Here is a 25,848-nt window from a genome sequence, read left to right as displayed (position 1 = left end):
GGAGGGAATGTGATGGCGAAATATCGCCAAATCTTTGAGCGTCTGGCAGAAGAGATGCGAAATGGAACAAGACCCGCTGACTCAAAGCTTCCGTCTGAGACCGAGTTGATGCATCAGTTCGAGGCTAGCCGGGGAACCGTCCGAAAAGCGCTCGATCTTTTACAGGAAAACGGGTATGTCCGGAAGCATCACGGAAAAGGCGTGTTCGTATTGAAACGGGACCAGATCGAGTTTCAATTCAACGGCATCGTCAGTTTCTCAGAAGTGTACGCGAGCATGCTCGGTCGTTCTATTCAGACCCATGTCGCTTCGTTTGAAGAGATGGAGGCCCCGACTTGGCTTGCCGAACGGATGAATTTGGCGACAGGGACGCACGTGTTTCGCATCGAACGGGTTCGGAACTTTGACGGGGAGAACGTCATCTTAGATATCAACTATTTCGTCAAAGACCTCGTCCCTGGATTAACAGAAGAGATTGCGGCTCGTTCGATTTATGGATATATCGAAGGAGAGCTCGGCCTACAGATCAGCTATGCCAAACGAAAGATTGCAGCGGAAGACGTGACCGAGCTCGACCGGAAGCGGCTCGACTTGCATGATTACGAATATGTCATCGTCATCACGAACGATACGTTCTTATATGAAGGACAACAATTTGAATACACGGAGTCACGTCACCGCTTGGACAAGTTCCAGTTCAGTGATGTCGCCCGGCGCTAAAACCTCTTTCGTACAGGAAGAGGTTTTTTGTTTGATTGAAGGTGAGATAGGGAATTTTTTACAATGTAGAAGACACATAACCTTCACGTTTAACTTGTATATATAAGTTGTTGACTTAACTTATATAGATAAGTTATACTTTGTTTGTACTCATAAGTAACCGTTTTCATTTTCAGTTTTCAAACAAAGGAGGACATTCAACATGAAGGCAGATTATCGTCAAATTGCCGCAGAGATCTTAGACGCGATCGGCGGCAAAGACAACGTGGACAAAGCCGCACACTGTGTGACACGTCTTCGTCTCTCCCTCAAAGACCAGTCAAAAGTCGATGAGGCACGTGTGAAAGAAGTCGATCTCGTCAAAGGGGCGTTCGAGAACTCGGGCGTGTATCAAATCGTCATCGGAGCCGGCGATGTCGACCGCGTCTATGCCGAGTTCATCAAACTCGCCGGACTCGAGGCGGCAACGGTCGCCGAGGTCAAATCCGCGGGCGGCAAAAAAATGAATCCGCTTCAAAAACTCGTCAAAGTCTTCTCTGACGTCTTTATGCCAATCATTCCAGCCATCATCGTAGCCGGTCTCCTTATGGGGATCAACAACTTACTTGCATCGGAAGGTCTCTTCATCGAAGGAAAGACACTCATCGAGGCGTATCCGAACCTACAAGGACTTTGGGATCTCATCAACATGATGGCGAATACGTCATTCGTGTTCTTACCTGCACTCGTCGGTTGGTCGGCGACGAAACGATTCGGTGGGAGCGAAGTGCTCGGGATCGTCATGGGTCTCTTGCTTGTCCACCCGGATCTCTTGAACGCTTGGGGCTACGGGACAGCAGCACTTGAAGGAGAAGTACCGACATTCGATATCCTCGGACTCTTCGAAATTGAGAAAGTCGGATATCAAGGTCAAATCTTGCCGGTTCTCGCTGCGGCTTATATCTTGAGCCAAATTGAGATGTTCTTGAAAAAACGTGTACCGAACGCCATCCAACTCTTGGTCGTTCCAATTACGACGATCGTCGTCACTGGATTCCTTGCACTCGCAATCGTTGGACCAATCACACGCGGAATCGGGAACGTGATCGCGACAGGACTTGTCAACACGTTTGAAGCCGTACCGGTCGTCGGGGCACTCCTCTTCGGATTGTTCTACGCACCACTCGTCGTCACCGGGATGCACCACTTGTTCATCGCCATCGACCTTCAGTTGATCGCCGATACAGGCGGTACGTTTATCTGGCCGATGATCGCACTCTCAAATATCGCGCAAGGTTCTGCTGCACTCGCGATGTTCTTCGTCTACAAGCACAACGCGAAACAAAAGAGCATGGCATCGACTTCAGCCATCTCGGCATACTTCGGAATCACAGAGCCAGCCATGTTCGGGGTCAACTTACCAAATAAATTCCCGTTCTACTCAGCGATGATCGGGTCAGCGATCGCTGCTATCTTCATCACATTGAATGATGTGCAGGCCATCGCCATCGGTGTCGGAGGACTCCCAGGATTCCTCTCCATCTTCACAGACAAAATCCTTCTCTTCATCGTCGGCATGGTCATCGCGATCATCGTGCCGTTCGCGCTCACTTTCATCTTGTCGAAGCGTTACATGAAGAAAGGTGAACTTGAAGAAAACAAAGTCGCATAAGTAATGACTCGGGAGGGAGGGACGGCAGTTCTTCCCTCTTACTTATTGAAATGAAAACTCTTACAAAAGGAGATGTCGTTGATGACACAGAAAAATTGGCGCAAATCAGTCGTCTATCAAATTTACCCGAAAAGCTTTTACAGTCCGGAAGGGAATGCGACCGGATCGATCAAAGGGGTGACGGCGAAGCTGGATTACTTGGCAGAACTCGGCATCGAATACATTTGGATGACGCCTGTCTATCAGTCACCTCAACACGATAACGGCTATGACGTGAGTGATTACTATGCCATCGACCCGTCTTACGGGACGATGGAAGACCTCGATGAATTGATCCGTGAAGCAGAGGCGCGGGGCATCGGCCTCATGATGGACATCGTCGTCAACCACTCATCGACCGAACACGAATGGTTCCAAAAATCATTGGCGGGAGACGAGCGGTACCGTGACTACTACATCTGGCGCGACGAACCGACGAACTGGGAGTCGAAGTTCGGCGGAAACGCGTGGGAATATGATGAGAAGAGCGGGCAATATTATCTCCACTTGTTCGACGTGACCCAGGCCGACTTGAACTGGGAGAATGAACAGATGCGCGAGGACGTCTACGAGATGATGCGGTTCTGGCGTAAGAAAGGAATCAAAGGATTCCGTCTCGACGTCATCAACCTCATCTCGAAAGAACAGGACTTCCCAGAAGACACGTCGGACGGGCGCAAATTCTATACGGACGGTCCACGCATCCACGAATATTTAAAAGAGATGAACCGAGAAGTATTCGACGGGCATGACGTCATCACGGTCGGAGAGATGTCTTCGACGACGCTCGACCACTGCGTCCGCTATTCAAACCCGGACGAGAACGAGCTCAGCATGACGTTCAGCTTCCATCACTTGAAAGTCGACTACCCGAACGGAGAGAAGTTCGTCGCTGCACCGTTCGATTTCATTCAATTGAAAGACATCATGTCAACGTGGCAACGCGGGATGCACGGGAAAGGATGGAACGCCATCTTCTGGTGCAATCACGACCAACCGCGTGTCGTCAGCCGTTTCGGGAATGACACGAACCATCGCGTCGAGAGCGCGAAGATGCTCGCGACAGTGCTCCATGGCCTTCAAGGGACACCGTATATCTATCAAGGGGAAGAAATCGGGATGACGAATCCTGGCTTCGACTCGCTCGATGAATATCGGGATATCGAGACGCTCAATATCTACAAGTTGAAGCGGGAAGAGGGCGTGTCGCACGAAGACATGATGGCCGCCATCAAACAGAAGTCACGCGACAACTCGCGGACGCCGATGCAGTGGGATGCGACGACGCATGCCGGCTTCACGAGCGGCACGCCTTGGATCAACGTGGCACCGAACTATGAGGACGTGAACGTCGAGACGGCGCTCCGTGACCCGAACTCGGTGTTCTACCACTACAAACACTTGATTGCATTACGAAAAGAACTTGACGTCTTGACGGATGGGGACTACACGCTTCTCACGCCTGATTCGTTGGATGTTTGGGCATATACACGGAAGACCGACCGCGAGGAACTTCTCGTCGTCGCCAACTTCTATGGAACCGAAACGACGTACACGATTCCGGAAGGGTTCGAGCGGGTGAACGTCGTCAGCCACAACTATGACGTGCCTGAGCTCGACGGGATGACGTTATCCCTTCGTCCGTACGAGGCGATCATGTTCTACAAACAGAAATAACAGGTGGGACCCGACGCTTTCGTCGGGTCCTATTTGTGTAGTCGACCTATGCTGTTTTAGATAAGTCGAATCGCATTTATATAGCCGTTTTGGTAGCGTGATGACAAAAAGGAGTCAGGTTATGGGAGAACTCATCGTCGCATCAAACGGGACGCGCGCCATCCGTTTTGGCATCTGCCAACGCTGTCTCAGCACGGACGTCCGGACGTTCATCTGTCATCACGGATCGTGTGCTTACTGCCGGAACTGTCTTTATCTTGGGCGTGTCTGTCGATGTGATTTTCTACAAGAGCGGGACATCACGACACCGCTTGAAACGACCGAACTGACGATGCCGTTCGAGCTCGCCCTCGACCAAACGCGGGTCGCAAATCAGCTGCTCACGTGGTGGGACGGACGGAGGACGGGGCTCGTGCATGCGGTATGTGGCGCCGGGAAGACGGAGATGACGTTCCCTGTGATTGAGCGGGTCGTGAATGCAGGAAAGCGGGTATTGATCGTGTCCCCGAGGAAAGACGTCGCCATCGAATGGGTCGAACGGCTCGAACGAGCATTCACCGTGCCTGTCACGAGGCGATACGGGGGTGGGGAGAAAGACTCCATCGGGATGATCACGGTGGCGACCGCGCCGTTACTCATGAATATCCGGGACGTCTTCGATTATGTGCTCGTCGATGAGTCCGATGCCTTCCCGTTTGCCTTTGACATAGCGTTATGGAATACGATTCGGCGGGTCGGGAGAGGTGTCTTCTTGTTCATCACGGCAACCCCGACCGTTTGGCAACAGATGTTTCCGACGGTTCATCTGTCCCGGCGCTATCACGGATTTGATTTGCCGGTCCCGGCACTTGTCAAACAGTCCGACGAACGAATCGTAGAGTTCTGTCGACGTCACACCTTGAAACCACGTCTCTTGTTCGTGCCGACGAAGCCTGATTTGGAGCGGTACCGCGAGACATTAGAAGATGCGGGACTAACCTGTCGGACGGTATCGGCAGAGACCGAGGAACGGACCGACGCCCTTCACTGGCTCCAAGAGACGAACGGCGTCGTCCTTGCGACCTCCATCTGGGAGCGGGGAATGACGGTCCGGGACGTGCAGGTCGCCGTGGTGGAAAGTGAACATCGGCTCTTCTCGACACGAGGGCTCATTCAGATGGCAGGTCGGGCGGGGCGAAAACCGGACGCGCCGACAGGAGAGGTCTGTTTCTTTTACAAGGAGCGGACGTTCCGTCAAGATGTTGCTATCCGGAAAATCAAGGAGGCGAATCGGCGATGAGATGCCTTATTTGTCATGAGTCGATGACCGTCCCGTGGACTCCTGCCACATTATGGCGACGAGACTGGGTGTGTCCTTCTTGCGAGTCGAAACTGACGCCGCTCGGTACGGGTTGCCCGCGCTGTGGTCAACCGAATGAGACCGGTGAGACGTGTCCGGACTGCATCCGCTGGCTCGCGCTCGGTCTAGACTTGACCGTCCGCTGCCTGTACGCATACGACGATGCAGGAATTGACTGGCTACATCGATTTAAATTCAGCGGGGACGTCGTCATTGCCTCATCGGTCGCGCCAGCACTTCGGGCATTGCGTTCATCTGGCGTGACCTATGTTCCGGTCCCGTTGAGTAAGGAGCGACTTCAGACACGTCGCTTCAATCAGGCCGAGGTGCTCGCGCGATGTATCGGTCCGACGCGGCAGCTTCTCGAAAAAACGGAGGTTTCAAGTCAACGTGAACTCGGGAAAGAAGGAAGACGACACCGAACGAATCCTTTCACTGTACCAACTTCAGTGAAATGTGGGAAAATCATTCTTGTAGACGACGTCTATACGACGGGGACGACCCTTCATCAGGCGGCATTTTCGTTGCGACAGGCAGGTGCATCAGAAGTTTCTGCGATTTGCTTATTTCGGGCGCTAAACAAATCGAAATCGCGTCCGATATAAAGAGCAGAGGTGAAACCAATGGATGCAGCAACTTGCCAAATGTGTGGACGCTTGTTTATGAAACAGGGACGTTCACCGTACTGTCCATCATGTAGTGATGTCGACTTCCAAAACTTTTTGAAAGTCCGCGACTTCATTCGTGAGCCGGCCAACAAACAGACGACCATCGGAGCCCTCGTCGAAGCGACAGGTGTCTCTGAACTTGATATCACGCGATATATCCATGAAGGACGCTTGATCATCAAGGACAATCCGGCGCTTGCCATCAGCTGCGTCCGTTGTGGTCAACCGACGAACGAAGGGAAAATTTGTTCGAACTGCCAGAGAGATATGCAGAAGGAACTGTCCAGTCTACAGGAGAGCTTGACGAAACAATCAAGCATCCGCGCTTATCGTTTGGATTAACATCATGAAGAGGGGGAAGACGCATGCGCATCGATTCAGCCAAGTGGGTACACTTACCGAACACTTATGAAAAGAAAACGCAAGTCGAGCCGAAGCCCGCGCAATCACGCCAAACGGACCAATTGTCAATCTCGGCGGAAGCCCGCGCCCGGTTTGAAGAACCGGTGAAACATCCGGACCGTCTCGCAAAAATCGACGCTTTGAAAGCAGAGATTGATGCGGGCACGTATTCACGGGACGCGCGCGAAATCGCTAAACGCTTTCTACAAGGATGAATGGAAGCGAGGTCCGTTTGAGGCCTTCGCACTGAATAACACGGCACGGAAGCTGACTAAATAAGGGGCACCCCTTTCTTTAGTCGGCTCTTTTTTTGAAAAAAGGAGAGACTCATGCTCACATTACATAAACGGTTACTCGAATTGGCTTACGCGAAAGAACAGCTTCTGATCCAAAATGACATGGCGTCATTTAGCACGCTCGTCAAAGAAGAAGCGAAACTCGTCCGACAAATTTCACAAAAAGAAGCGGAACGACTTCAAGGGACGTATGAATTGGACGATGAAGAGATAGAGGAATTGAGACCGGTCTTGTTCGAGTTGAAGCGACAGAACGAATTGAACGCGACGCTACTCGAACAATCCCTTCGTTATATTACTTGGCATCTGGATATGCTCATGCCGGAAGCAGATGATTTCACATACGGACAACAAGCGTTCGAAACACGCTCGTTCAGCCGTGACGTTTAAGGAGGAAGTGGAATGGGTTCAACATTTATGGGATTAGAGACGGCACGCCGCAGTCTCTCGACACACCAATGGGCGCTTCAAGCGACCGGGAATAACGTGGCGAACGCCTCAAACCCTGGCTATTCGCGCCAACGACTCACACTCGGGATGACCGAACAGCTCTCGGTCAATTTTGGCGGGACGAAAGCCGGACAATTCGGGACAGGGGTACGCGGGGAGACGCTCGCCCGAATTCGCGATCTCATGATCGATCAACAGTATCGTGACGAGTCGGTGAAGAACGCCTTCTATGCGACGAAAGAAGCGGCGTTCGGTCGAATGGAAGACATCATCAACGAACCGTCTGAGAACGGGCTCGCCCATGCGCTCGATAAATTTTGGTCATCCCTTCAAGACTTGGCGGTCAACCCGGATGATACGGGTGCGCGAAGCGTGGTTCGGCAGCGAGCGTTGACGCTGACACAAACGTTCAACTACATGTCTTCTTCGTTATCGAAAGTACAAGAAGACTTGAAAGCAGAAGCGGGCGTCGTCACGAAAAAAATCAACGACTTATTGACGAAAATCGGTGACGTTAACCGTCAAATCGGCGATGCGGAACCGCTTGGGGTCTTACCAAACGAATTGTATGATGAGCGCGATCGTTACATGGACGAGTTGTCACAATATATCGAGTTCGAACGTGTCCCAGTTGATTACACGAACGGAGAGACACGCGGGAACTCGCAACGTGTCGCGGAAGGACGGATTGATATTCAGATTTCTGTGCCCGGAACACCGACTCCAACAAAGATTACGTTAGTGGATGGACTAACAGGCGGAGTTGGGAAAATTAACGACATGGAGATCACGGATGCGGCCGCAGGAACGACAACGCTCGTCTTTGACGATTTACCAAATGGGAAGTTGAAAGCGCTCGTTGATATGTACGGTTCAGCTACGGGAACAGAAACGCACGATGGAGCCTTTACCAAGATGTTGAAGGATTTAGACGTCATGGCAAAAGAGTTCACGACGGCATTTAATGATTTGCATAAGACTTTTTACGATGGGAATGTTCAAGACAACCCTCGCCAAACTGGTATTGACTTCTTTATTGTCGGCGATGCGAAGACCGTAACGGTCAATCCGACAATTTTATCGAACTTGAACTTGATTGCCATCTCAAAAGACCAAAACATTGGAGACGGCAGTGGGGCTCTTGACTTGGCAAACTTAAAAAATGCGCAAATCACATTTACGGGTGGTTCATCCACTGCGACGACTTCAATCGGGAAGTACTATCAAAACGTCATCGGGAACATGGCTGTCGAGGCGAGCCAGAACGGCAACCTCGCCAAGAGTACATTTGCCCTGTTGAGCAGTTCGGACCAGCGTCGTCAGTCGGTCAGTGCCGTCTCGCTCGATGAAGAGATGACGATGATGATCCAGTATCAACACGCTTATAACGCGGCGGCACGTAACATCACGGCCGTCGATGAAATGTTAGATAAAATCATTAACGGCATGGGTGTCGTAGGGAGGTAATGACTGATGCGTGTCACACAGACAATGCTCACACAGACGAACTTGAAGCATTTATCCAGTAGCTACAACACACTTGCTCGCGTTCAGGAACAACTCATCAGCGGGAAACGGATTCAAAAGGCATCGGAGGACCCAGTCGTCGCGATGCAAGGGATCCGTTACCGGACCGAAGTACGTGAAGTCGACCAATTCCGTCGTAACGTCAGCGAGGCGACGAGCTGGATGGATTTGACGGACTCGACGCTCAACGAAGTCACGGAAGCCGTCAAGCGGATTCGCGAATTGACGACGCAAGCGGCGAATGATACGTATGAATCATCGCAACGTGAGATTATCAAGAGTGAGGTCGATCAGTTGATCGAACATATCGGTTCGCTCGCGAACTCGAAAGCGGGCGAGAAGTATATTTACAACGGGACGAAAACGGATCAACCGCTCATCAATGTCGATAATTTAAAGGCGTATTTAGCGAATCCGGCTGGTTCTGTCGATTCGATTTATGAGAGTGGAACGGCACCGACAGCAAGTGGGAAAATCGAATTTGAAGTATCAAAAGGAATTACCGTACAAGTGAATATGCAACCAGAAACGGTTTTTGGTAAAGAGTTATTTGAAGGTCTTCATAAATTGAGTACACTTTTAAAAGAGACAACGACCACTGGTGCCGACCTATCGGCTGAACTCGACACGCTCGATACACTCGGTCAAAACTTGATCACAGAGCGCGCCGAGCTCGGTGCCCGTGCGAACCGTTTGGAGCTCGTCGACAACCGTCTACAAGACCATGAGATTATCGCCAAGACGATCATGTCTGATAACGAGGACATCGACGTGGAGAAGGTCATCATGGAACTGAAGTCACATGAGACCGTCCACCGTGCAGCGCTTTCCGCAGGTGCCCGCATCATTCAGCCGACGCTCCTCGACTTCTTGCGGTAATCGGTCATGAATCTCGCGAGACTTGAGATGCGGCAGACGTTTGCCGCGATCCAGATGACGTCCAATCGTCCCGTGCTCGAGATGCGTCAAGGGCGGGCCGACCTGTCGATTCAACAAGGCAGAGCCGAGATGACGCAACAGACGACACCAGGGAAACTGGAGGTCGACTCATCGGTGGCAAGAAGTGAGAGCAACCTTAAGGGAGCGCTCGAACTCGGAAAGTACCTCGGTCAGATGGGGGAACAAGGTGCCCGAGAGGCGATGGCGAACATCGCCCGGGACGGCGATCGTATGATGCGGATCGAGAACGGGAATCCGATTCCTTCGATGGCAGCGGAGAAGGTGAACGACCCATATCCGATTGTCGAGATGGGCTACATGCCAAAATCGATTGATCGTGTCAAGTTGACGTATACGCCGGCGGATGTGAAAATCGAGTGGAATATCACGCCACCCCAAATTGATGTATCGCTCACGCCAGCCGATATCTCGTTCAAGCCATGGACGACGGACATCTCGCTCCGTCAACAGGCGTCACTCGAGATATGGCCGGTCGGTGGGATGTATGATGAAACGCGTTGAAAGTGAGGACAATCCATGTTCATTGAAACAGACTACTTTGGCAAGATTGAAATAAACGAAGCGGAGACGATCACGTTCGTCAGTGAGATCCCGGGGTTCCCGGATTCAAAGACGTTCGTGTTGATCCCGTACGGGGAGGATTTACCGTTCTGGTCGCTTCAATCAATCGAGGAACAAGCCTGTGCGTTCGTCGTGACGAACCCGTTTTGGCATAAGTCGGACTATGCGTTCGAATTGTCGGATGGCGCGAAAGACCAACTTGGGATCGAAGAGGCGGAACACGTCTCGGTCTACTCGATCGTCACGCTCCGTGAGCCGTTCGAATCGTCGACGCTCAATTTGAAGGCGCCGATCGTCATCGAGACGAAGGAACGTCGTGGGAAACAAGTCATCCTAGACGATGCGTATCCGGCCCGTTATCCGCTCGGCGGCACGAAAGCGGAGGTGCGCTGATGCTCGTATTGAAACGAAAACAAGGTGAGGCCATCCATATCGGCGACGACGTGACGCTTACGGTGCTCGCCATCGAAGGCGACCAGGTGAAGCTCGGAATCGATGCCCCGCGTCATATCGATATCCACCGTCATGAAGTATATATTCAAATGCAGGAAGAGAATGAGTCGGCACGAAATAGCGCCAACTTGATGAAGCAGATGATTCAGAAGCAGTCGGAAGCGTGAGCTTTCGACTTTTTTCATCATTATGGCACTTGAGGGTGACATTTCTCACCGAGTTGGGATAGGATGGAAACGGAAAGGGAGGGAGGAGAATCCGTGGGAATCGTCATTAACTATTTTGTGATCAACATCAGTCTTATCTTTTTATTCATGTCGCTCACACTCTATGTGATGCGGACGGTCTTACCGATTCAGCCGACCTCCCCGTTATTTGTACGATTTTGGTTTGGGGTGTCAAACGGGTTGACGGCCATCCTGTTGACGATCAATGCGATTGAACTCGGTGATGCCCGCATTGACTTACGTCTGATTCCGATCGCCTTAGCCGCTACATTTGCGGGACCGTTCGGGGCAATCGTCACCCTGGGGCTCATCTTTATCGGTCGGATGACGATTCATGGGATGAGCGCCCCGTTCATTGACGCCGTCCTCATGTTTGTTGTCTTTTTCTTGTTTTCTCTCGTGATATCACGTGTGCCCATCAGTCGAGGAAGAGGGTATGCCATCTACATCGGATTTGGTGCACTCCTCGTTTTGATTCGCGTGACCGGAAGTGTGGATATGGACGTGTTTGTGAACGTATTCGTGCCCTATTTTCTGATGCTGTCACTGGGGGCATGGCTCTGTTATTGGGCCGCGAAGAAGCTCGAGACGCACCTGTGGATGTTCCTTCTTCATACGCACCGGGCGACCATCGATGAATTGACGGGACTTCCGAACCGATATCGGACCCTCGAGCAGATGAACGATATGGAAATGTCCGGGAAGCCATGGACGTTACTCGTCATTGATGTCGATCATTTCAAACAGTTGAACGATACATATGGACACTTGGCAGGGGACGCGGCGTTACGTCATATCGGACAGACGCTTGAGCGACATCGTCCACCAGCCGGATTTGTCGGCCGCTATGGCGGTGAGGAATTTTTACTCGTCATCGAAGGCGGTGAAGGGATGACGAAGGTGGCGGAAGGCATCGTGCAGACGGTACGGCATACGACGTTCGAATTTCAAGGCGAACGCATCCCGATGACCGTCTCCATCGGCGCGGCGATCGCTGGGCATGAGCCGAGCATGGTCGTGTTTGAGCGGGCCGATGCGGCGTTATACGAAGCAAAACGAAATGGACGGGACCAGGTCCGGTTCGCATGAAGCTATGAATCGTGAGCATACACGATTCATAGCTTTTTTTGGTTTTTATATCGATAAAATCTATATTAATTGAAAAAAAGATAAAAATAGACAATATAAATGGTATTTTATTCTTGTTTTTATCCATTTAGTTATTGTAGTATATAAAACAGGTCGTTGACTTATACTATATTGAAATAAGGAGTTTGTTGTTTTATGAAAAAGTTTTTCAAATGGTTTGCCATCATTCTAATCGGATTAATTGTCATCGGCATGCTACTTCCGTCTGACGAAGAGTCGAATACAGGAAGTAAAGTCGGAGAGGCCGACGCGACAGAAGCAGAAGCGGACGTGAACGATACCATCTTCAAAGTGGGAGATGTGGTCGACTTGAACGGTGTCTTACTTACCGTGAAGGATGCGACATACATCCCGGCGTCTGAGTACTCACAACCCGAAAACGGGAAAGTACTTCAAATGAACGTGGAAGTCGTGAACAACACGGAGGACTCTACGTTCGTAGATAGTTCAAACTTCAACTTGTATGATGCGGATGGGAATGCGCTCGACTTCTATTACGGATTGGATGGTTTAGACATCAGTGGAGATTTGAACAAAGGAAAGAAACTTCAAGGGACGTTGACGTTTGATGTACCGGAAGGCTCAAACTACGAAATGATCTTTGAACCAACCTTCTCATGGACAGACGAGTCCATCACATGGGACATTCAACCGAACTAACATGATCATTAAATAATCCCCTATAACCGTTGGCGATGATGGTCCAGCGGTTATAGGGGATTTCACGTTTAGTGAATGTTTTTCTTCTTGAACTGACCGCCACGGACGTCGTGAATGTTGCCGATGGCGAGGAACGCTTTCTCGTCATAGTCATCGAGGATGTCTTTCAGTTTCGTTTCTTCGAGTCGGCTGATGACCGTGAAGACGACTTTCTTTCCGTCACCCGTGTAGGCGCCTTCTCCATGAAGATACGTCACACCACGACCGAGCCGGTCCATGATGGCTTGCCCGATATCGTCTGGTGCGGAAGTGATGATCCACGCTGCTTTTGACTGGTCGATTCCTTCTAAGACGACATCGATCGTCTTGAAGGCGATGAAATAGGTGAGAAGGGAATACATGGCCCGGTCCCAACTGAAGACGAATCCGGCTGTCCCGAGGATGAAGATGTTGAAAAACATGACGATCTCCCCGACGGAGAACGGTAACCGGTTCGTGAAGGCGACGGCGAGGATCTCTGTTCCGTCGAGCGAGCCCCCGGCGCGGATGACGAGCCCGATTCCGGCACCGAGTAAGAAGCCACCGAAGACGGTCGACAAGAGAAGGTCGTCCGTGAACGGCTTGATGTCATGCAGGACGATGGTGAAGGCCGACATGAGCAGGATGGCCGTCAACGTGACGACGGCGAACGTCTTCCCGATTTGCCGATACCCGAAGTAGATGAACGGCAAGTTGAAGAGGACGAGCCAAATCGCGAGCTTTGTCTCCGTCAAGTACGACACGATGATTGACACACCGACGATACCACCGTCGATGATCTGGTTCGGTACGAGGAACGCCTCCAAACCGACCGCGAAGACGAGGGAGCCGAGCAATAAGAGGACGACTTTCGCAAACAGTTCGGACGCCTTGATCGGATTATGTTCGCGCCTTAAGCGCTGCACTTCCTCCGGTGTCGGGGAAGGCATGGGTGTACGCTGCATACAGGATGCCCCCTTTCCATTTCCTTCAGTATACCAAATGATGCGAACCGACAATCGTTTACGACAGAGAATCTGACATGAATATTCAGAATTGATGGATGATTCCCGATAAATTATTTCGAAATCATTTTATGTTAGACTAACAAGGTTGTTGAACAATGGATGGAGGTCTATAGGATGAAGCGAGAAAACAAAACATGGTTGATGGCGTTCCAAATGGTCATGAACATCATCGGCGGACTCATCGCGGCATATGGATTGGAGTCCGTCCTCATTCCGAATAACGTGTCAGACGGAGGCGTCACCGGGATCAGTATCGTCGGGTCACAGCTGACGGGACTGCCGCTCGGTATTTTCATCGGGGTATTGAATATTCCGTTTGTCTATCTCGGGTATAAACAGATCGGGAAGAGTTTCGCCATCCTCTCGGTTACCGGGATTGCGTCCTTGTCTGTCGGTACGGTCATCATGCACCGTGTGCCGACCATCATCGAGGGGGACGCGCTCCTCATCACCGTAGTCGGTGGGATCATCCTCGGGTTCGGGATGGGGATTTCGCTTCGTAACGGGGGAGCGCTTGACGGCATCGACATGTTGGCGGTCCTGTTATCCCGTAAATTGCCGTTCGGTACGAGTGATTTGATTTTATTTTTGAATACGTTCGTCTTTATCGTTGTCTCGACGGTATTCGGTCTTCAAGGGGCCGTCCTGTCCGCCATCGCCTACTTCATCGCCTCGAAAGTGATTCATATCGTCGAGGAGGGACTGAGCGGGGCGAAGACGTTCAAAATCATCACGAGTGAACCGCATGAGATGGTCGAGACGATTCGGGACCGTCTCGGACGGAGCGCCACGTTGAATCAAATTCAAGGGGCGTATTCCAAAGAAAATTATTACGAAATCACGTGTGTCATCAACCGGCTCGAGGAACGAAAGATCAAAGACATCATCGATGATGTCGACCCGAAAGCGTTCGTCGTCGTGTATGAGGTGACAGAGGTCAAAGGCGGGAATTTCCAAAAACGCGATATTCATTAACGGATGGCCAAGGGTCGTCCGTTTTTAATTTCCAGAGGGATCCGTCCAGGCAGGAAATCGCACAGGGAAAGTGGAAGAAGTCGATGCTAGAGAAAGGGGAGGATTGGGAATGTACGCACTGATTGGAAAGCTCGTCACGAAAGCGGGGCAACGCGACCGACTCGTGGCGATTTTATCGGAAGCGGCACGGGAGATGGAGGCGACATCGGATTGTGAATCGTATCGGGTCCACGTGTCGCTCGATGAGGCGAATACTGTGTTCGTCTATGAAGTATGGCGAAATGAGGATGCGCATGCGGCGTCGTTGTCGCTTGCTGAAGTGAGGGCATATATCGATCAGGCGAAGCCGATCCTCGAGCGGATGGAGCGGATTGCCGCACTCGAACCCCGAACATGACCGAGTGGGAATAACGAAACGGATGGCGAAGCGCTGTCCGTTTTTTGCAGGAGAAGTGGCAAGGTGTCGAGAACATGACAGGATTCAGAAAGGAGGGATCGGATGCGTCCACTCATACTCGGTATCTTCGCCGCCTTGTTTTTTGCGAGCACGTTCGTGTTGAACGAAGTGATGCAAGTCGGAGATGGCAACTTTGCCTATAGTGCCTCGCTTCGCTTTTTGTGGATGATCCCATTGCTGCTAGTTGTGGTGGCATTTCGTGGCGGACTCAAGCGAGTCCTCTCGGTATTGAAGAAGAATCCTAGTCCATGGATTCTTTGGGGGACGGTCGGATTCGGACTGTTTTACGTCCCGATTTGTCTCGCAGCCGAGGTCGCACCCCCGTGGCTGATTGCGGGCACGTGGCAAGTGACGATTGTCGCCGGGGCACTGTTGTCCCCACTCTTCAAGAAGGCAGACGGAACACGGGAGCGAATCCCATGGCGCGGACTTCGCTTCTCGGTCTTGATTCTCATTGGGGTCGTAATGATGCAAGTGGAGTTTTTCGAGTCTTTCGAACCTCGGTTCATTTGGCTTGGGGTCGTGCTGGTCATCATCGCCGCATTTGCCTACCCGCTCGGAAACCGGAAGATGATGCAGCACACGGACCTCGACGTATTCGAGCGAATCCTCGGGATGTGTCTCGGGTCGCTCCCGGTCTGGTTATTGTTATTCGGGTACGGATTGACGACGGGACGTCCCTCATCGAGTCAGCTCGGGCAGACGTTCCTCGTCGCCCTGTTATCCGGGATTGTCGCGACCGTGCTCTTCTTCATGGCGACCGATCTCGTCAAACAGGATATGGGAAGACTGGCGTCCGTTGAAGCGACGCAAGCGCTCGAAGTCCTGTTCGCGCTCATCGGGGAACTGGTCTTCCTGCATGCCGTCATGCCGTCGCCAATCGCCTTGTCCGGAATCGCGCTCGTCATGATTGGAGTCGTCTTCCACAGTCGGAGTCAGTTTATGGAGCTCCCGACCGTCGTTCGACAAGAGGCATAAAAAATCCCCTCGCTCTTATGGACGAGGGGATTGTCATCAACTTGTTGTCAAACTGCCTTTGACTTTGTCATAGAAATCATCCATCATACCGGTACGGCTACCGAGTTGGCAGATGAGTTCGAGCGTTTCTTTGTAGAACTTCTTGACGAGTCCTTTGTTTTTGACGCCGTCCATCGAGGCGAGCGTCTGGTCGAGATTCTCTAAAATCTCTTTGATTTGTGAGTCCGAGTCCGGCTTGACGACCGTCATGTTCTCAGGGATGCTGACGACCTTCTCTTGACCTTGGTGACGGAACGATGCGCCGAAACCGAGGTTCTCGATGAAGAGGTGAGGCATCACTTTTTGACCGAAGAAATGCTTGTGCCAGTCCGTCGCTTTCATCGTGTCCATGTCCTGTTTGAACGTAGATGCCGTCGAGACATATTGTTTAAACAAATCCGTCATGAATTTCTCGATGACCGGGATTTGAAGGGCGAAGACGTTTTTCAAGAGCGCGTCGAGCTGAGCGCGCGTCAAAGTAGTTTCGTTAGACATGTCAGTTCCTCTTTTCTATAGTACGTTACTACCATCGTATGGGATTGACGGACACTCGTCAATGTAAGGGGAAACATTTTTTCAGAATATTTAATGAAAAGTCGTCAACTTGTGGGATAATCAAGTGAAGACATCAACAAGTGAGGAGTGGTTCTTGTGAACAAATCGATGAAGTGGGCGCTCGCGCTCGGTGTGACAGGTGCATTGGTGGCAACGGTCGGTGTCGTCTCGTCCCGGGGACGGACAGAGGATACGACACAGACGATTCGTGACCGTGAGCTCGGTTATGAGATCGTCTTGCCATCAAAAATCGTCGAGGCAATTGAGCGGGGTGACGTCTATATCGAGAAGGCGCAAGACGTCGTCGACATCGGGGACACGAAGAGCTACGGTACGTTCGATTTATACTATAACGTCGAGGATGGGGACGACCAGCTCTTGTTCCACTTGGACTTGATCGACCGCGAGTTGACAGAAGAGGCGTTCGCGACAGAAATCGGCTACGGCAACTACCTCGGGACGAACGACAAGACGTTCTTCTGGGTCGAACCGACAGAGGCCGTCCCAGGTGCGGAGGCGCATACGGACGAGATTGCCGAGTTGATCGAGATACTCCCTGAGTTGGAGTTCCGGACGTTATAATCACGTAAGTAGGCTCGCTACGGCGGGCTTTTTCCTTTGTGCTACAATAATACATGAGGTGATGTGAATGAATTGGACAGTAGAAGAAGTAAGACAGGCAGATGACGTCAAGGTGTTAGAACAGGCGGTCAACTCGAACGACAAGATTGATGTGAAAGTTGGGCATGAGTCGGTCGGACAAAACGATTATGCGGTATATGACGGAGAGACACTCGCCGGTTATCTCATGCTTTTCCCGTATCTCCCGACGGAGTATGAGGTGAATGCCCTCGTCCATCCGGAATACCGCAAGCAAGGTGTCTTCACGGCACTGCTTGAGACGGCGAAACAAGATGCGAAATTGAACGGTTGTGAAGCGTTCACGTTCGTCATCGACCGAAATTCAGTATCCGGGAAAGCAGTGCTCGACCATCTTCAAGCGGCGTATCAGTTCTCGGAATACAATCTCGTCTTGAAAACAGCGGAGCTCTTCTTGAAGCCGGACGAGGTATCGCTACGTGAGGCGACAGCAGACGACCGTCCGCTCATCATCGCGACGCTCAGTGAGGCGTTCCGTGACCCGGTCGATGTGACGGAAAACATCTATCAACAAATCGACACACCGGACCGTGTGACGTACATCGGCGAAGTGGACGGCAAGCCAATCGGTGTGATTCGCGCGCTACTTACAGGGGATGACGCGGCAAGCATCCATGCGTTCGGGGTCAAAGCAGGTGAACAAGGCAAAGGCTACGGCACGAAAATGTTGAAACAGATGGTCCAACAACTGTTCCGCATGGGCCGGACGAAAGTCGAACTCGATGTCGAGACGGAAAACAAGGCGGCGCTCGAGATCTACAAACGCGCCGGTTTTGCGGAGAATGGCGGCTATGAGTTTTACATGATCGAATTATGAGGTGAACCACATAACGAAACGTACTCCTTGACGGGGTACGTTTTTTCATTGACCAAACGTTCAACTGAAAACGCTATACATTCATTGGAAATCGGACGATATAAGGAGTGATGAACACAATGAGGAGGAACAAACAGTGAAAGTATTTAAAAACTTTACGACGCAATTGCTCGCGTGGATTTTGGTCACGTCCTTTATCACGGGCGGAGCGGTCGGCTACATCACCCTATTACTCTTGACGGAACTCGAGATGGATCAAGGTCAGGTCATGCTCGTCGGTACGGTCGTGGCATTACTCATCTCATCACTCGGCGGAATCGTCATTTACTTGATTGCCCGTCGCCCATTGAAAGCGGTCGAGATGGCTTCTGAAAAAGCAGTCGAAGTCGGGAATGGGGACTTGACGGTACACTTCGCCGACGAGAAGACGACGGATCGTTCAGAGATGGGACGTTTGCTCTTGTCGATGGACAACATGGTCGAACACCTTCGGGAACAAGGCACGAACATGCGTTACACGGCGGACCAATTGACGGGTTCGGCACAAGAAATCGCAGCAGCGGTCCAAGAAGGGAATGTTGCAGGCGAAAACATTCGTGTGGCAATGGATTCCCTCAACAAGATGTTAGAAGATAACGTCAGTGCGACGTATAACTCGATGGACTTGCTTGGAGCGGTCGCGCGTACGATGGAAAGTATCCGTCAAGAGATGTCATCGGCGCTTGATTCGGCGAGCGAGATGCAACAGGAAGCAGAGAGCGGGAAAGGCCTTGCCTCGTCTTCCGTCAATGCGATGCATGCGATTGCCGGGAAAGTCGAACAGTCATCGACGCTCAACAGCCAGTTGACGGAAATGACAGGCGAGATCTCACGGATCACGGATGTCATCAGTGACATTTCGGCACAGACGAACTTGCTTGCCTTGAACGCATCGATTGAAGCGGCACGTGCCGGAGAGCATGGGCGTGGATTCGCTGTCGTTGCGGCAGAAGTGAAAAAGCTCGCGGAACAAACAGCGAACTCGACGCAAGAAATCACGGACCTCATCGTCGACGTGAAACGTCTCGTTGGCGATACGTCGTCTTCAATGGCGAACGTCAAAGCGGAAGTGGAGACAGGCGTCGGGTTAGTTGAAAAAGCGGGTGGTGCTTTCGCATCGATCCATAACTCAGCAAATGAAGTATACAGTCATGTCCATTCGGTCGATTCACTCCTCGATGAGTCACGAGGTCAGATCGATTCGGTCGTGACAAACTCGGCGGGGATTGTCGGAATGGTCGAAGAAGCATCGCGTTATGCGAATGAAGTGACGTCAGCGGCGAGCCAGCAAGCGGCTAGTCTTGGTGAAGTGAACGGAGCGATGTCAGAGCTTGTTCGCGTTGCAGAGAGTTTGCAGAATGAGACGGAACAGATGAAAGTAGAAGTGTAAGAAGGTTGAAAACGTCCCAATGATGGGGCGTTTTTCATTACATAAATATAAAATTTGAAGAAATCATAAAAAAAGTTGTAAAAAGACTAAACTGACGAGCCTTCACTCCGATATAGAGTATGGAAACGATAAAACGTTCCAACAAATGTAAGGTGAGGGGCCGGCCTAAACCTTACATGCTCGGACAAACGGATTTGGAAGAGCGGAAAAACTCAAACCTATGGAGGGAAATTACAATGATTATCAACCACAACCTTAATGCTATGAACGCACACCGTAACATGTCGTTCAACACTTCTAACGCTGGTAAAGCGATGGAAAAGTTATCTTCAGGTCTTCGTATCAACCGTGCTGGTGATGATGCTGCTGGTCTTGCAATCTCTGAAAAAATGCGCGGACAAATTCGCGGTTTAGATCAAGCGTCACGTAACGCACAAGACGGAATTTCACTCATCCAAACGGCTGAAGGTGCATTGAACGAAACGCACTCAATCCTTCAACGCATGCGTGAATTATCTGTACAATCTGCAAGTGATACAAACATCGCAAACGACCGCACGGCACTCAACGATGAGTTCCAAGCTCTAATTAGCGAAGTTGATCGAATTGCTACAGAAACAGAATTTAACCAACAAAAAGTAATTTCTGCCGACTTCACTGCAGATATTCAAGTTGGAGCTAACAAAGATCAAAAGATTACACTTACGTGGAAAGCTCAAACTAAAGCAGCACTCGGTGAGGATGCAGTGAACATCTCGGCATTGAAAATTGATACAAAAGCAGATGCTTCAACAGCAATTGAAACAGTAAACAATGCAATCGAATCTGTTTCTAAATCACGTTCTGCGATGGGAGCTCTTCAAAATCGTTTAGAGCACACAATCAATAACCTCAATACTTCTGCTGAAAACCTTCAAGCTGCAGAATCACGTGTCCGTGATGTAGACATGGCTAAAGAGATGATGAACTTCACGAAGAACAACATCCTTAACCAAGCTTCGCAAGCGATGTTGGCTCAAGCAAATCAACAACCACAAGCAGTCCTTCAATTGTTACGTTAATATAAATAAAATTTCAAACTCAAAAGATGATCTCCGAATTTTATATTCGGGGGTCTTTTTTTATTTTTATTGTTTATTAATTTATCTTTTTTACCAAAGAAAGTGAATAATAATGACGATACTAGGATAGAGGAAAAAATACAGGAAGGAAGAATACTATGCCACAGCATAATACTTTATACCCAGAATATATGAAGGATTTTCAATGCATTGCAGACAAGTGTGAAGATACTTGCTGTGCAGGATGGACAGTTACAATTGATAAACCCACATATAAACAATACAAAAGAAAACAAAAACAATCAAAGGAACAACGTTCTTTTTTTCAAGGGAAAATTGATTTGAATTCAAACTCTAAATCGTCTTTAGACTTTGGATTGATGAGAATGGATGAACAAGGGAAATGCAAATTTTTAAACAATGAGAACTTATGTAGTATTGTTCTGGAATACGGACCAGACGAGCTATGTCAAACATGTAAAGTCTTCCCAAGGTCATTTAGTGTTTATAAAAAAAATGAACACCAAGAAATGTCGTTATCTACTGCATGTCCAGAAGCAACACGGAAAATCATTGACTTTAACAAGAAAATGACATTTTCATTTGAACTAAGCGAAAAGTTTAATTCATATTCGTTTATACAGGGAATACAAATGAATGAGAAGTTCTATGCTTTTGAAATCCGATTCACAGTCATTAAAATATTACAATCGGATTTGTATACTCTAAATGAGAAGATTGCTTTAATAGGTCTTCTTTGCAAAAAGATAAATGAAGAAGAAAATTTGCATTTCATCCCCGAGATTCTGAATTCATTTGAAGAATTATTAACAGAAAAAGTTAATATCAATCATTTAGAATACGGATCATATTTTTCATATGAATTAATTGACTTTATTACTAAGACGAAGAGAACGAGTAATAAAATGTTTAATGGTCTTGTTCAATCAGCTGTCGAAAATGTCCTTAAAGATAATAAGTTATATAAAGAAAAATTGAACAAATTTGATGAATTTGAAACTGAAATCCAAAAAATATTCCCTTATGCTTTAGAAAATTATTTGGTGAACTATGTATTTAAAAATAACTTTCCTTTTAAAAATGATAGCGTGGTAAATAATTTGATTTTATTAAACATCCATTTTTTATTTATAAAAATGATGGCTATAAACGAAATTAATATTGAATATGATACGAAAGAAGAAATTTACGTTAAATTAACTAACGTTATATATTCTACTGGCAGAGCACTTGAACACGATGCATATTATTTTGATGCGATGTTAAATGAGCTCAAAGAAAATAACCACTATAGTATTGCTCATGCACTAAATATTATGTAAACAAACTCTTAAAAATAATAAAAAATAAATCTATGCCGATAATAAGTATAGATGTTACCAATCATATTTATTAGAGGAGGATTTTATGAGCCCCACAGTATCCGAAGTTCGTGTTCACTTTCCAAATTCGATTTTACCATATGAACAGACCAAAAATATATTTGTTGAGGCTAATCAGAGTCAACTCACTGGAGAGGGGGTTGTAATCCTTCCGACGCCTCAACACATTACAAAGTTAGAGGCAGCGGTCGAGAAGGCGAATCAAGTCCTTGAACAGCAACGTACCGGTTTGAAATTTATGAAACACGAAAAACTGAATGATTATTATATTCAAATCGTCGATGCGAACAATGAAGTAATCCGTGAAATCCCAAGTAAAAAATCAATGGATTTCTTTGCGGCTTTCATGGAGTTTAATCATTTATTCGACGAGCGGATATAAAAAAGGAGTGGGCATATGACATCACCAATTCGATTTGGCGGATTAGCCAGTGGGATCGATACTGATAGTATCATTAAACAAATGATGCAAGCAGAGCGAGTTCCAGTAGATCGTTTAGAACAGAAAAAGCAATTGACCGAATGGCGGCGTGACTCTTATCGTGAGGTCAACCGTTCACTGTTAGCATTACGAAACAGTGCGGTCGATATGATGTTCAGTCGAAACTATTACGCTAAAACGGCTTCATCCTCTGATGAATCGCGTGTATCTGTCGTTGCAGGTCCATCAAGTGGAAATGCTTCGCTTACTATCAATTCAGCGACGTTGGCTACCTCGGCGTCTCATGTGGCGGTGGCAAATGGTGGAGGCATCACAAATGACACGGCAGTGTCGACACTTGGGTTAGAAGTCGGCATTCGGAAACAAACGATAACTGCGGGAACAACTGAACTAACAGTGAAGCCGTTACCGAATAATCCACCAACTTTTACGGATAAAGATGGTAATGCGATTACGTTAGCTCATACGTACGATGCGGCAACCGGGAAGATTACGTTCGATAGTGGCGTGACAATCCCTGAAGGTGCACAAGTCGTATATGAAGCCGGTTATCAAGTTCGTTTCCGTAACGAAGACGGTGGAGCTTTACAGACAGTTTACGTTGATGAGAATGCTAAGTTTAAAGATCTCGTCACCGCGTTGAATGGCACGAAGACGGGGATTAGTGCGTTCTTTGATGAAACTTCTGGAAAGATTTCATTAACTCGTAAAAATACAGGTGAACAATCAATCATCGAATTTGAAGGTACTGCAGCTAAAGCACTATTTGGTTTAAATGGATTCGTAGCCGGGACGAATGCATCTGTGGATGTGAATGGCATTACGTTGACCCAAAGTTCAAACACATTCACGATTGATAATATGACCATTACATTGAAGTCCTCGTTCAATGATGGTACAAAAGTAAACTTGTCCGCTGCGACAGACACTCAAAAAATCTTTGACAACATCAAAGGCTTCGTCGATAAATACAATGAGACGATTGATCTCATGAACAAGAAGACACGCGAAGAACGATTCCGTTCGTTCGCACCGCTCACGCAGGCACAACGTGATGAGTTGTCTGAAGACGAGATCAAGAAGTGGGAAGAGAAGGCGATGAGCGGGATGCTCCGGGGTGATACCATTCTTCGCGGGACGATGGACACGCTTCGTAGCAAATGGTCAGGCGCAACATCGAGCACAAACGATTTAGACATGTCTCGCTTGTTCCAAATCGGCATTTCAACCGGTTCGGATTTCACCAATGGTGGTAAAATTGAACTTAATGAAGAGAAACTAAAAGCGGCTATTGAAAAAGATCCGGAGCAAGTATATCAGTTGTTTACAGATGCCGAAACTGGATTATTGCCACAAATCCGAGATGCTGCCAAAGATTCGCGCGATACGATTACACGAATTGCTGGAGCGGAAGGTTCTGGCGCACAAACCCATTCGATGGGGAAAGAAATGACCGATATTGATTCGCGTATCAAACGGTTAAATGATTTACTCATCGATAAAGAAAACGCCTATTACCGTCGTTTCACAGCGATGGAAACGGCGATGAACCAAGCGAATGCTCAAGCGGCATCGCTGTCACAGTTTTTAGGCGGCGGAATGTAAGAGGAGGAACTTAAATGGTAGCTAATCCATATGCAGCTTATCAAAACAATGCGGTCACGACCGCGAACCCACAGGAACTGACGCTTATGCTTTATGACGGGGCGCTCAAGTTCATGCGCCTCGCCAAGCTTGCGATCGACCAGGGCAATCCTGATTTGAAGAACATCAACATCCAAAAGACGCAAGCCATCTTCCAAGAGCTTCGTCTCACACTCAATAAAGATATCGCCATCTCAGCGAACTTGGACTCGCTCTATGACTACATGTGGCGCCGCCTCGTCGATGCGAACGTCAAGAACGATACGACAATCCTCGACGAAGTGCTCGACTTCACGACGGAACTCCGTGACACATGGAAGGAAGCGATGAAACTCGCGAAGCAGTCATGAGACCGATTGATGAAATCATCTTAAAGACACAACGTCTAAAAGAGTTGCTGGCAAAAGTTCCGGAGGAGCCGACGTATGACACGTGGATGGAACAAATCCATGAGCTCTTGGACGACCGGGAACAGCTGCTTGCGGCACACGGTCCTGATCTGGAGAAAGCCGATCAGACGGTCCTCAGGCAACTGGTCGACGACAGTCAAAAGATTGCTCGTCTCATTGAAGCCGAACACCAGCGCCTCGGGATGACGCTCGGGACGGCCCGGATGGAACGGAAGACGGTCAAGTCCTACGTCGATCCATATGAAGACGTCGATTCTAACTTCTCCGGTTTATTCGACCAACAGACATAATAAAGCTCGAAGGCATGCGCCTTCGAGCTTTTGTATTAAGAGGCTTTGACTTGTCGACGTATCCGGATGATGAAATACGAGACGGTAAACAAGATGAGACCACTTACCGTAAAGTTTAAGTAGAGACGCATGGCATCTTGAATTGACGTGACTGGCGTAGCTCCACCGAACCAAAGAAGTGGCAGAATCGTCACGTGCATGACACTCCAATGAATGAAAATCTGTTTTTTGAACGACCATTGTCGAATCTCATAAATGACACTCGTGAGCCCGAGAAAGAACGCGACCCCGACGTAGACGAGCATTGCGTGTACGGCGTCTGTGTTGCCTGACCAACTTTGATAGAGCGCGAGGATTGCGAACGGCAGAGACCAGATGAGACTCCGCATGATTCCTTTTTTCAATAATTGCATATGAATCTTACTTCCATTAATTCGTTGTATATGTATACGCGTATGCAAGGGAAAAGTTTCATCTGAGGAGTAGGGGTGAAATGACGTCTGTTTTTCGCTATAATCGGGTAAACATCAATGTAGCCGTTGCTTCTTTTCTGGAAAGAGGAGGGAAACGAGATGCGTGAGAAAGAGTCCAAACCGATATCGTCACGGAAGCGCCGTTATTTCGTCTATGGTCCAGAGGGAGCGTACGATGAATACGTCGAACGGGACCCCAAACTTGAAGCGTACGTCGAGGACGATACGCCGTTTGAGGATCGTCCCGATCCGTACGAAGAAGAAGAGCTGAAATCAAGAGGATAAGTATACATGTCAAGGTTCAATTTCGGACCTTGACTTTTATTTTACCTGGAACTTTTTCTTAATACGGTACCGTCTGTCAATTCGTTATATTCGTCTTAACCACAT

At 49.0% G+C, this 25,848-nt stretch carries 31 protein-coding genes; 28 read left to right on the top strand and 3 right to left on the bottom strand.

The window, feature by feature from the left end:
• Positions 1-9 precede the first annotated feature (9 nt).
• The 15 genes from treR to EAT1B_RS04625 all read left to right on the top strand — a co-directional run bounded on the left by treR (position 10) and on the right by EAT1B_RS04625 (position 12,779).
• Positions 10-720, top strand: coding sequence for a trehalose operon repressor (gene treR, locus EAT1B_RS04695; protein ID WP_041917925.1), 711 nt, complete (start codon positions 10-12; stop codon positions 718-720).
• A 202-nt stretch (positions 721-922) separates the two neighbouring features.
• Positions 923-2,371, top strand: coding sequence for a PTS system trehalose-specific EIIBC component (gene treP / locus EAT1B_RS04690; protein WP_012726987.1), 1,449 nt, complete (start codon positions 923-925; stop codon positions 2,369-2,371).
• Positions 2,372-2,452: 81 nt separating this feature from the next.
• Positions 2,453-4,087, top strand: a complete 1,635-nt coding sequence (gene treC / locus EAT1B_RS04685; protein ID WP_012726986.1) for an alpha,alpha-phosphotrehalase — start codon at positions 2,453-2,455, stop codon at positions 4,085-4,087.
• A gap of 121 nt (positions 4,088-4,208) precedes the next feature.
• The gene (locus tag EAT1B_RS04680; protein WP_012726985.1) at positions 4,209-5,366 is read left to right on the top strand and encodes a DEAD/DEAH box helicase family protein; all 1,158 of its coding nucleotides are present in this window, start codon (positions 4,209-4,211) and stop codon (positions 5,364-5,366) included.
• Positions 5,363-6,031: a ComF family protein gene (locus EAT1B_RS04675; RefSeq protein WP_012726984.1), complete on the top strand. Its 669-nt coding sequence runs from the start codon at positions 5,363-5,365 to the stop codon at positions 6,029-6,031. Before EAT1B_RS04680 ends, EAT1B_RS04675 begins: the two co-directional genes overlap by 4 nt.
• Before the next feature lie 18 nt (positions 6,032-6,049).
• Positions 6,050-6,436: a flagellar protein gene (locus tag EAT1B_RS04670; protein WP_012726983.1), complete on the top strand. Its 387-nt coding sequence runs from the start codon at positions 6,050-6,052 to the stop codon at positions 6,434-6,436.
• 23 nt (positions 6,437-6,459) lie between these two features.
• Complete coding sequence (locus tag EAT1B_RS04665; RefSeq protein ID WP_012726982.1) at positions 6,460-6,711, top strand: flagellar biosynthesis anti-sigma factor FlgM; 252 nt, start codon at positions 6,460-6,462, stop codon at positions 6,709-6,711.
• 114 nt (positions 6,712-6,825) lie between these two features.
• Positions 6,826-7,182, top strand: a complete 357-nt coding sequence (flgN, locus tag EAT1B_RS04660) for a flagellar export chaperone FlgN (RefSeq protein WP_012726981.1) — start codon at positions 6,826-6,828, stop codon at positions 7,180-7,182.
• Between the two features lie 12 nt (positions 7,183-7,194).
• On the top strand, positions 7,195-8,709 hold the full coding sequence (gene flgK / locus EAT1B_RS04655; RefSeq protein ID WP_012726980.1) for a flagellar hook-associated protein FlgK: 1,515 nt from the start codon (positions 7,195-7,197) through the stop codon (positions 8,707-8,709).
• A 6-nt stretch (positions 8,710-8,715) separates the two neighbouring features.
• The gene (gene flgL / locus EAT1B_RS04650; RefSeq protein ID WP_012726979.1) at positions 8,716-9,648 is read left to right on the top strand and encodes a flagellar hook-associated protein FlgL; all 933 of its coding nucleotides are present in this window, start codon (positions 8,716-8,718) and stop codon (positions 9,646-9,648) included.
• Between the two features lie 6 nt (positions 9,649-9,654).
• A complete protein-coding gene (locus tag EAT1B_RS04645; RefSeq protein WP_012726978.1) occupies positions 9,655-10,230 on the top strand; it encodes a DUF6470 family protein in 576 nt (191 codons plus the stop codon).
• A gap of 15 nt (positions 10,231-10,245) precedes the next feature.
• On the top strand, positions 10,246-10,683 hold the full coding sequence (gene fliW, locus EAT1B_RS04640) for a flagellar assembly protein FliW (RefSeq protein ID WP_012726977.1): 438 nt from the start codon (positions 10,246-10,248) through the stop codon (positions 10,681-10,683).
• Complete coding sequence (csrA, locus tag EAT1B_RS04635; RefSeq protein ID WP_012726976.1) at positions 10,683-10,910, top strand: carbon storage regulator CsrA; 228 nt, start codon at positions 10,683-10,685, stop codon at positions 10,908-10,910. The genes fliW and csrA overlap by 1 nt, the downstream gene beginning before the upstream one ends.
• 93 nt (positions 10,911-11,003) lie before the next feature.
• Entirely contained in the window at positions 11,004-12,059 is a 1,056-nt protein-coding gene (locus tag EAT1B_RS04630) for a GGDEF domain-containing protein (protein ID WP_012726975.1), read from the top strand.
• 195 nt (positions 12,060-12,254) lie between these two features.
• Positions 12,255-12,779, top strand: a complete 525-nt coding sequence (locus tag EAT1B_RS04625) for a DUF4352 domain-containing protein (protein ID WP_012726974.1) — start codon at positions 12,255-12,257, stop codon at positions 12,777-12,779.
• Positions 12,780-12,847: 68 nt separating this feature from the next.
• Here EAT1B_RS04625 and EAT1B_RS04620 read toward each other — a convergent pair whose 3' ends face one another.
• The gene (locus EAT1B_RS04620; RefSeq protein WP_012726973.1) at positions 12,848-13,762 is read right to left on the bottom strand and encodes a YitT family protein; all 915 of its coding nucleotides are present in this window, start codon (positions 13,760-13,762) and stop codon (positions 12,848-12,850) included.
• Between the two features lie 177 nt (positions 13,763-13,939).
• Between EAT1B_RS04620 and EAT1B_RS04615 the strand changes: the two genes are divergently transcribed.
• The 3 genes from EAT1B_RS04615 to EAT1B_RS04605 all read left to right on the top strand — a co-directional run bounded on the left by EAT1B_RS04615 (position 13,940) and on the right by EAT1B_RS04605 (position 16,235).
• Positions 13,940-14,800, top strand: a complete 861-nt coding sequence (locus tag EAT1B_RS04615; RefSeq protein ID WP_012726972.1) for a YitT family protein — start codon at positions 13,940-13,942, stop codon at positions 14,798-14,800.
• A 109-nt stretch (positions 14,801-14,909) separates the two neighbouring features.
• Positions 14,910-15,197 (top strand): putative quinol monooxygenase, encoded by a 288-nt coding sequence (locus EAT1B_RS04610; RefSeq protein WP_012726971.1) that lies wholly within the window; start codon positions 14,910-14,912, stop codon positions 15,195-15,197.
• A gap of 102 nt (positions 15,198-15,299) precedes the next feature.
• Positions 15,300-16,235 carry a multidrug resistance efflux transporter family protein gene (locus EAT1B_RS04605; RefSeq protein WP_012726970.1) on the top strand — a complete coding sequence of 312 codons (936 nt, stop codon included), beginning with the start codon at positions 15,300-15,302 and terminating at the stop codon, positions 16,233-16,235.
• 36 nt (positions 16,236-16,271) lie between these two features.
• Here EAT1B_RS04605 and EAT1B_RS04600 read toward each other — a convergent pair whose 3' ends face one another.
• A complete protein-coding gene (locus EAT1B_RS04600) occupies positions 16,272-16,769 on the bottom strand; it encodes a hypothetical protein (protein ID WP_012726969.1) in 498 nt (165 codons plus the stop codon).
• A gap of 156 nt (positions 16,770-16,925) precedes the next feature.
• Between EAT1B_RS04600 and EAT1B_RS04595 the strand changes: the two genes are divergently transcribed.
• The 9 genes from EAT1B_RS04595 to EAT1B_RS04555 all read left to right on the top strand — a co-directional run bounded on the left by EAT1B_RS04595 (position 16,926) and on the right by EAT1B_RS04555 (position 24,985).
• On the top strand, positions 16,926-17,411 hold the full coding sequence (locus EAT1B_RS04595) for a hypothetical protein (protein ID WP_012726968.1): 486 nt from the start codon (positions 16,926-16,928) through the stop codon (positions 17,409-17,411).
• A 67-nt stretch (positions 17,412-17,478) separates the two neighbouring features.
• Positions 17,479-18,306 (top strand): GNAT family N-acetyltransferase, encoded by an 828-nt coding sequence (locus EAT1B_RS04590; RefSeq protein WP_012726967.1) that lies wholly within the window; start codon positions 17,479-17,481, stop codon positions 18,304-18,306.
• A 136-nt stretch (positions 18,307-18,442) separates the two neighbouring features.
• A complete protein-coding gene (locus EAT1B_RS04585; protein ID WP_012726966.1) occupies positions 18,443-19,735 on the top strand; it encodes a methyl-accepting chemotaxis protein in 1,293 nt (430 codons plus the stop codon).
• A 236-nt stretch (positions 19,736-19,971) separates the two neighbouring features.
• Positions 19,972-20,796, top strand: coding sequence for a flagellin (locus EAT1B_RS04580; protein WP_012726965.1), 825 nt, complete (start codon positions 19,972-19,974; stop codon positions 20,794-20,796).
• Between the two features lie 158 nt (positions 20,797-20,954).
• A complete protein-coding gene (gene fliB / locus EAT1B_RS04575) occupies positions 20,955-22,139 on the top strand; it encodes a flagellin lysine-N-methylase (protein WP_012726964.1) in 1,185 nt (394 codons plus the stop codon).
• Positions 22,140-22,224: 85 nt separating this feature from the next.
• Positions 22,225-22,581, top strand: a complete 357-nt coding sequence (locus EAT1B_RS04570) for a flagellar protein FlaG (RefSeq protein ID WP_012726963.1) — start codon at positions 22,225-22,227, stop codon at positions 22,579-22,581.
• A gap of 15 nt (positions 22,582-22,596) precedes the next feature.
• Positions 22,597-24,246, top strand: a complete 1,650-nt coding sequence (gene fliD, locus EAT1B_RS04565) for a flagellar filament capping protein FliD (RefSeq protein ID WP_012726962.1) — start codon at positions 22,597-22,599, stop codon at positions 24,244-24,246.
• A gap of 14 nt (positions 24,247-24,260) precedes the next feature.
• Positions 24,261-24,635, top strand: a complete 375-nt coding sequence (gene fliS, locus EAT1B_RS04560; RefSeq protein ID WP_012726961.1) for a flagellar export chaperone FliS — start codon at positions 24,261-24,263, stop codon at positions 24,633-24,635.
• Positions 24,632-24,985, top strand: coding sequence for a flagellar protein FliT (locus EAT1B_RS04555; RefSeq protein ID WP_012726960.1), 354 nt, complete (start codon positions 24,632-24,634; stop codon positions 24,983-24,985). The genes fliS and EAT1B_RS04555 overlap by 4 nt, the downstream gene beginning before the upstream one ends.
• 35 nt (positions 24,986-25,020) lie before the next feature.
• Here the strand turns inward: EAT1B_RS04555 and EAT1B_RS04550 are convergent, their stop codons facing one another.
• Positions 25,021-25,398, bottom strand: coding sequence for a DUF3021 family protein (locus tag EAT1B_RS04550; protein ID WP_012726959.1), 378 nt, complete (start codon positions 25,396-25,398; stop codon positions 25,021-25,023).
• Between the two features lie 159 nt (positions 25,399-25,557).
• Here EAT1B_RS04550 and EAT1B_RS04545 point away from each other — a divergent pair, with 159 nt between their 5' ends.
• Positions 25,558-25,743 carry a hypothetical protein gene (locus EAT1B_RS04545; protein WP_012726958.1) on the top strand — a complete coding sequence of 62 codons (186 nt, stop codon included), beginning with the start codon at positions 25,558-25,560 and terminating at the stop codon, positions 25,741-25,743.
• The last annotated feature ends 105 nt before the right edge of the window (positions 25,744-25,848 follow it).

Origin of the sequence: Exiguobacterium sp. AT1b (assembly GCF_000023045.1) — a bacterium.
Classification (GTDB): domain Bacteria; phylum Bacillota; class Bacilli; order Exiguobacteriales; family Exiguobacteriaceae; genus Exiguobacterium.
The sequence above is the reverse complement of the archived record's forward strand: the minus strand, read 5'-3'. Positions and strand labels throughout refer to the sequence as shown.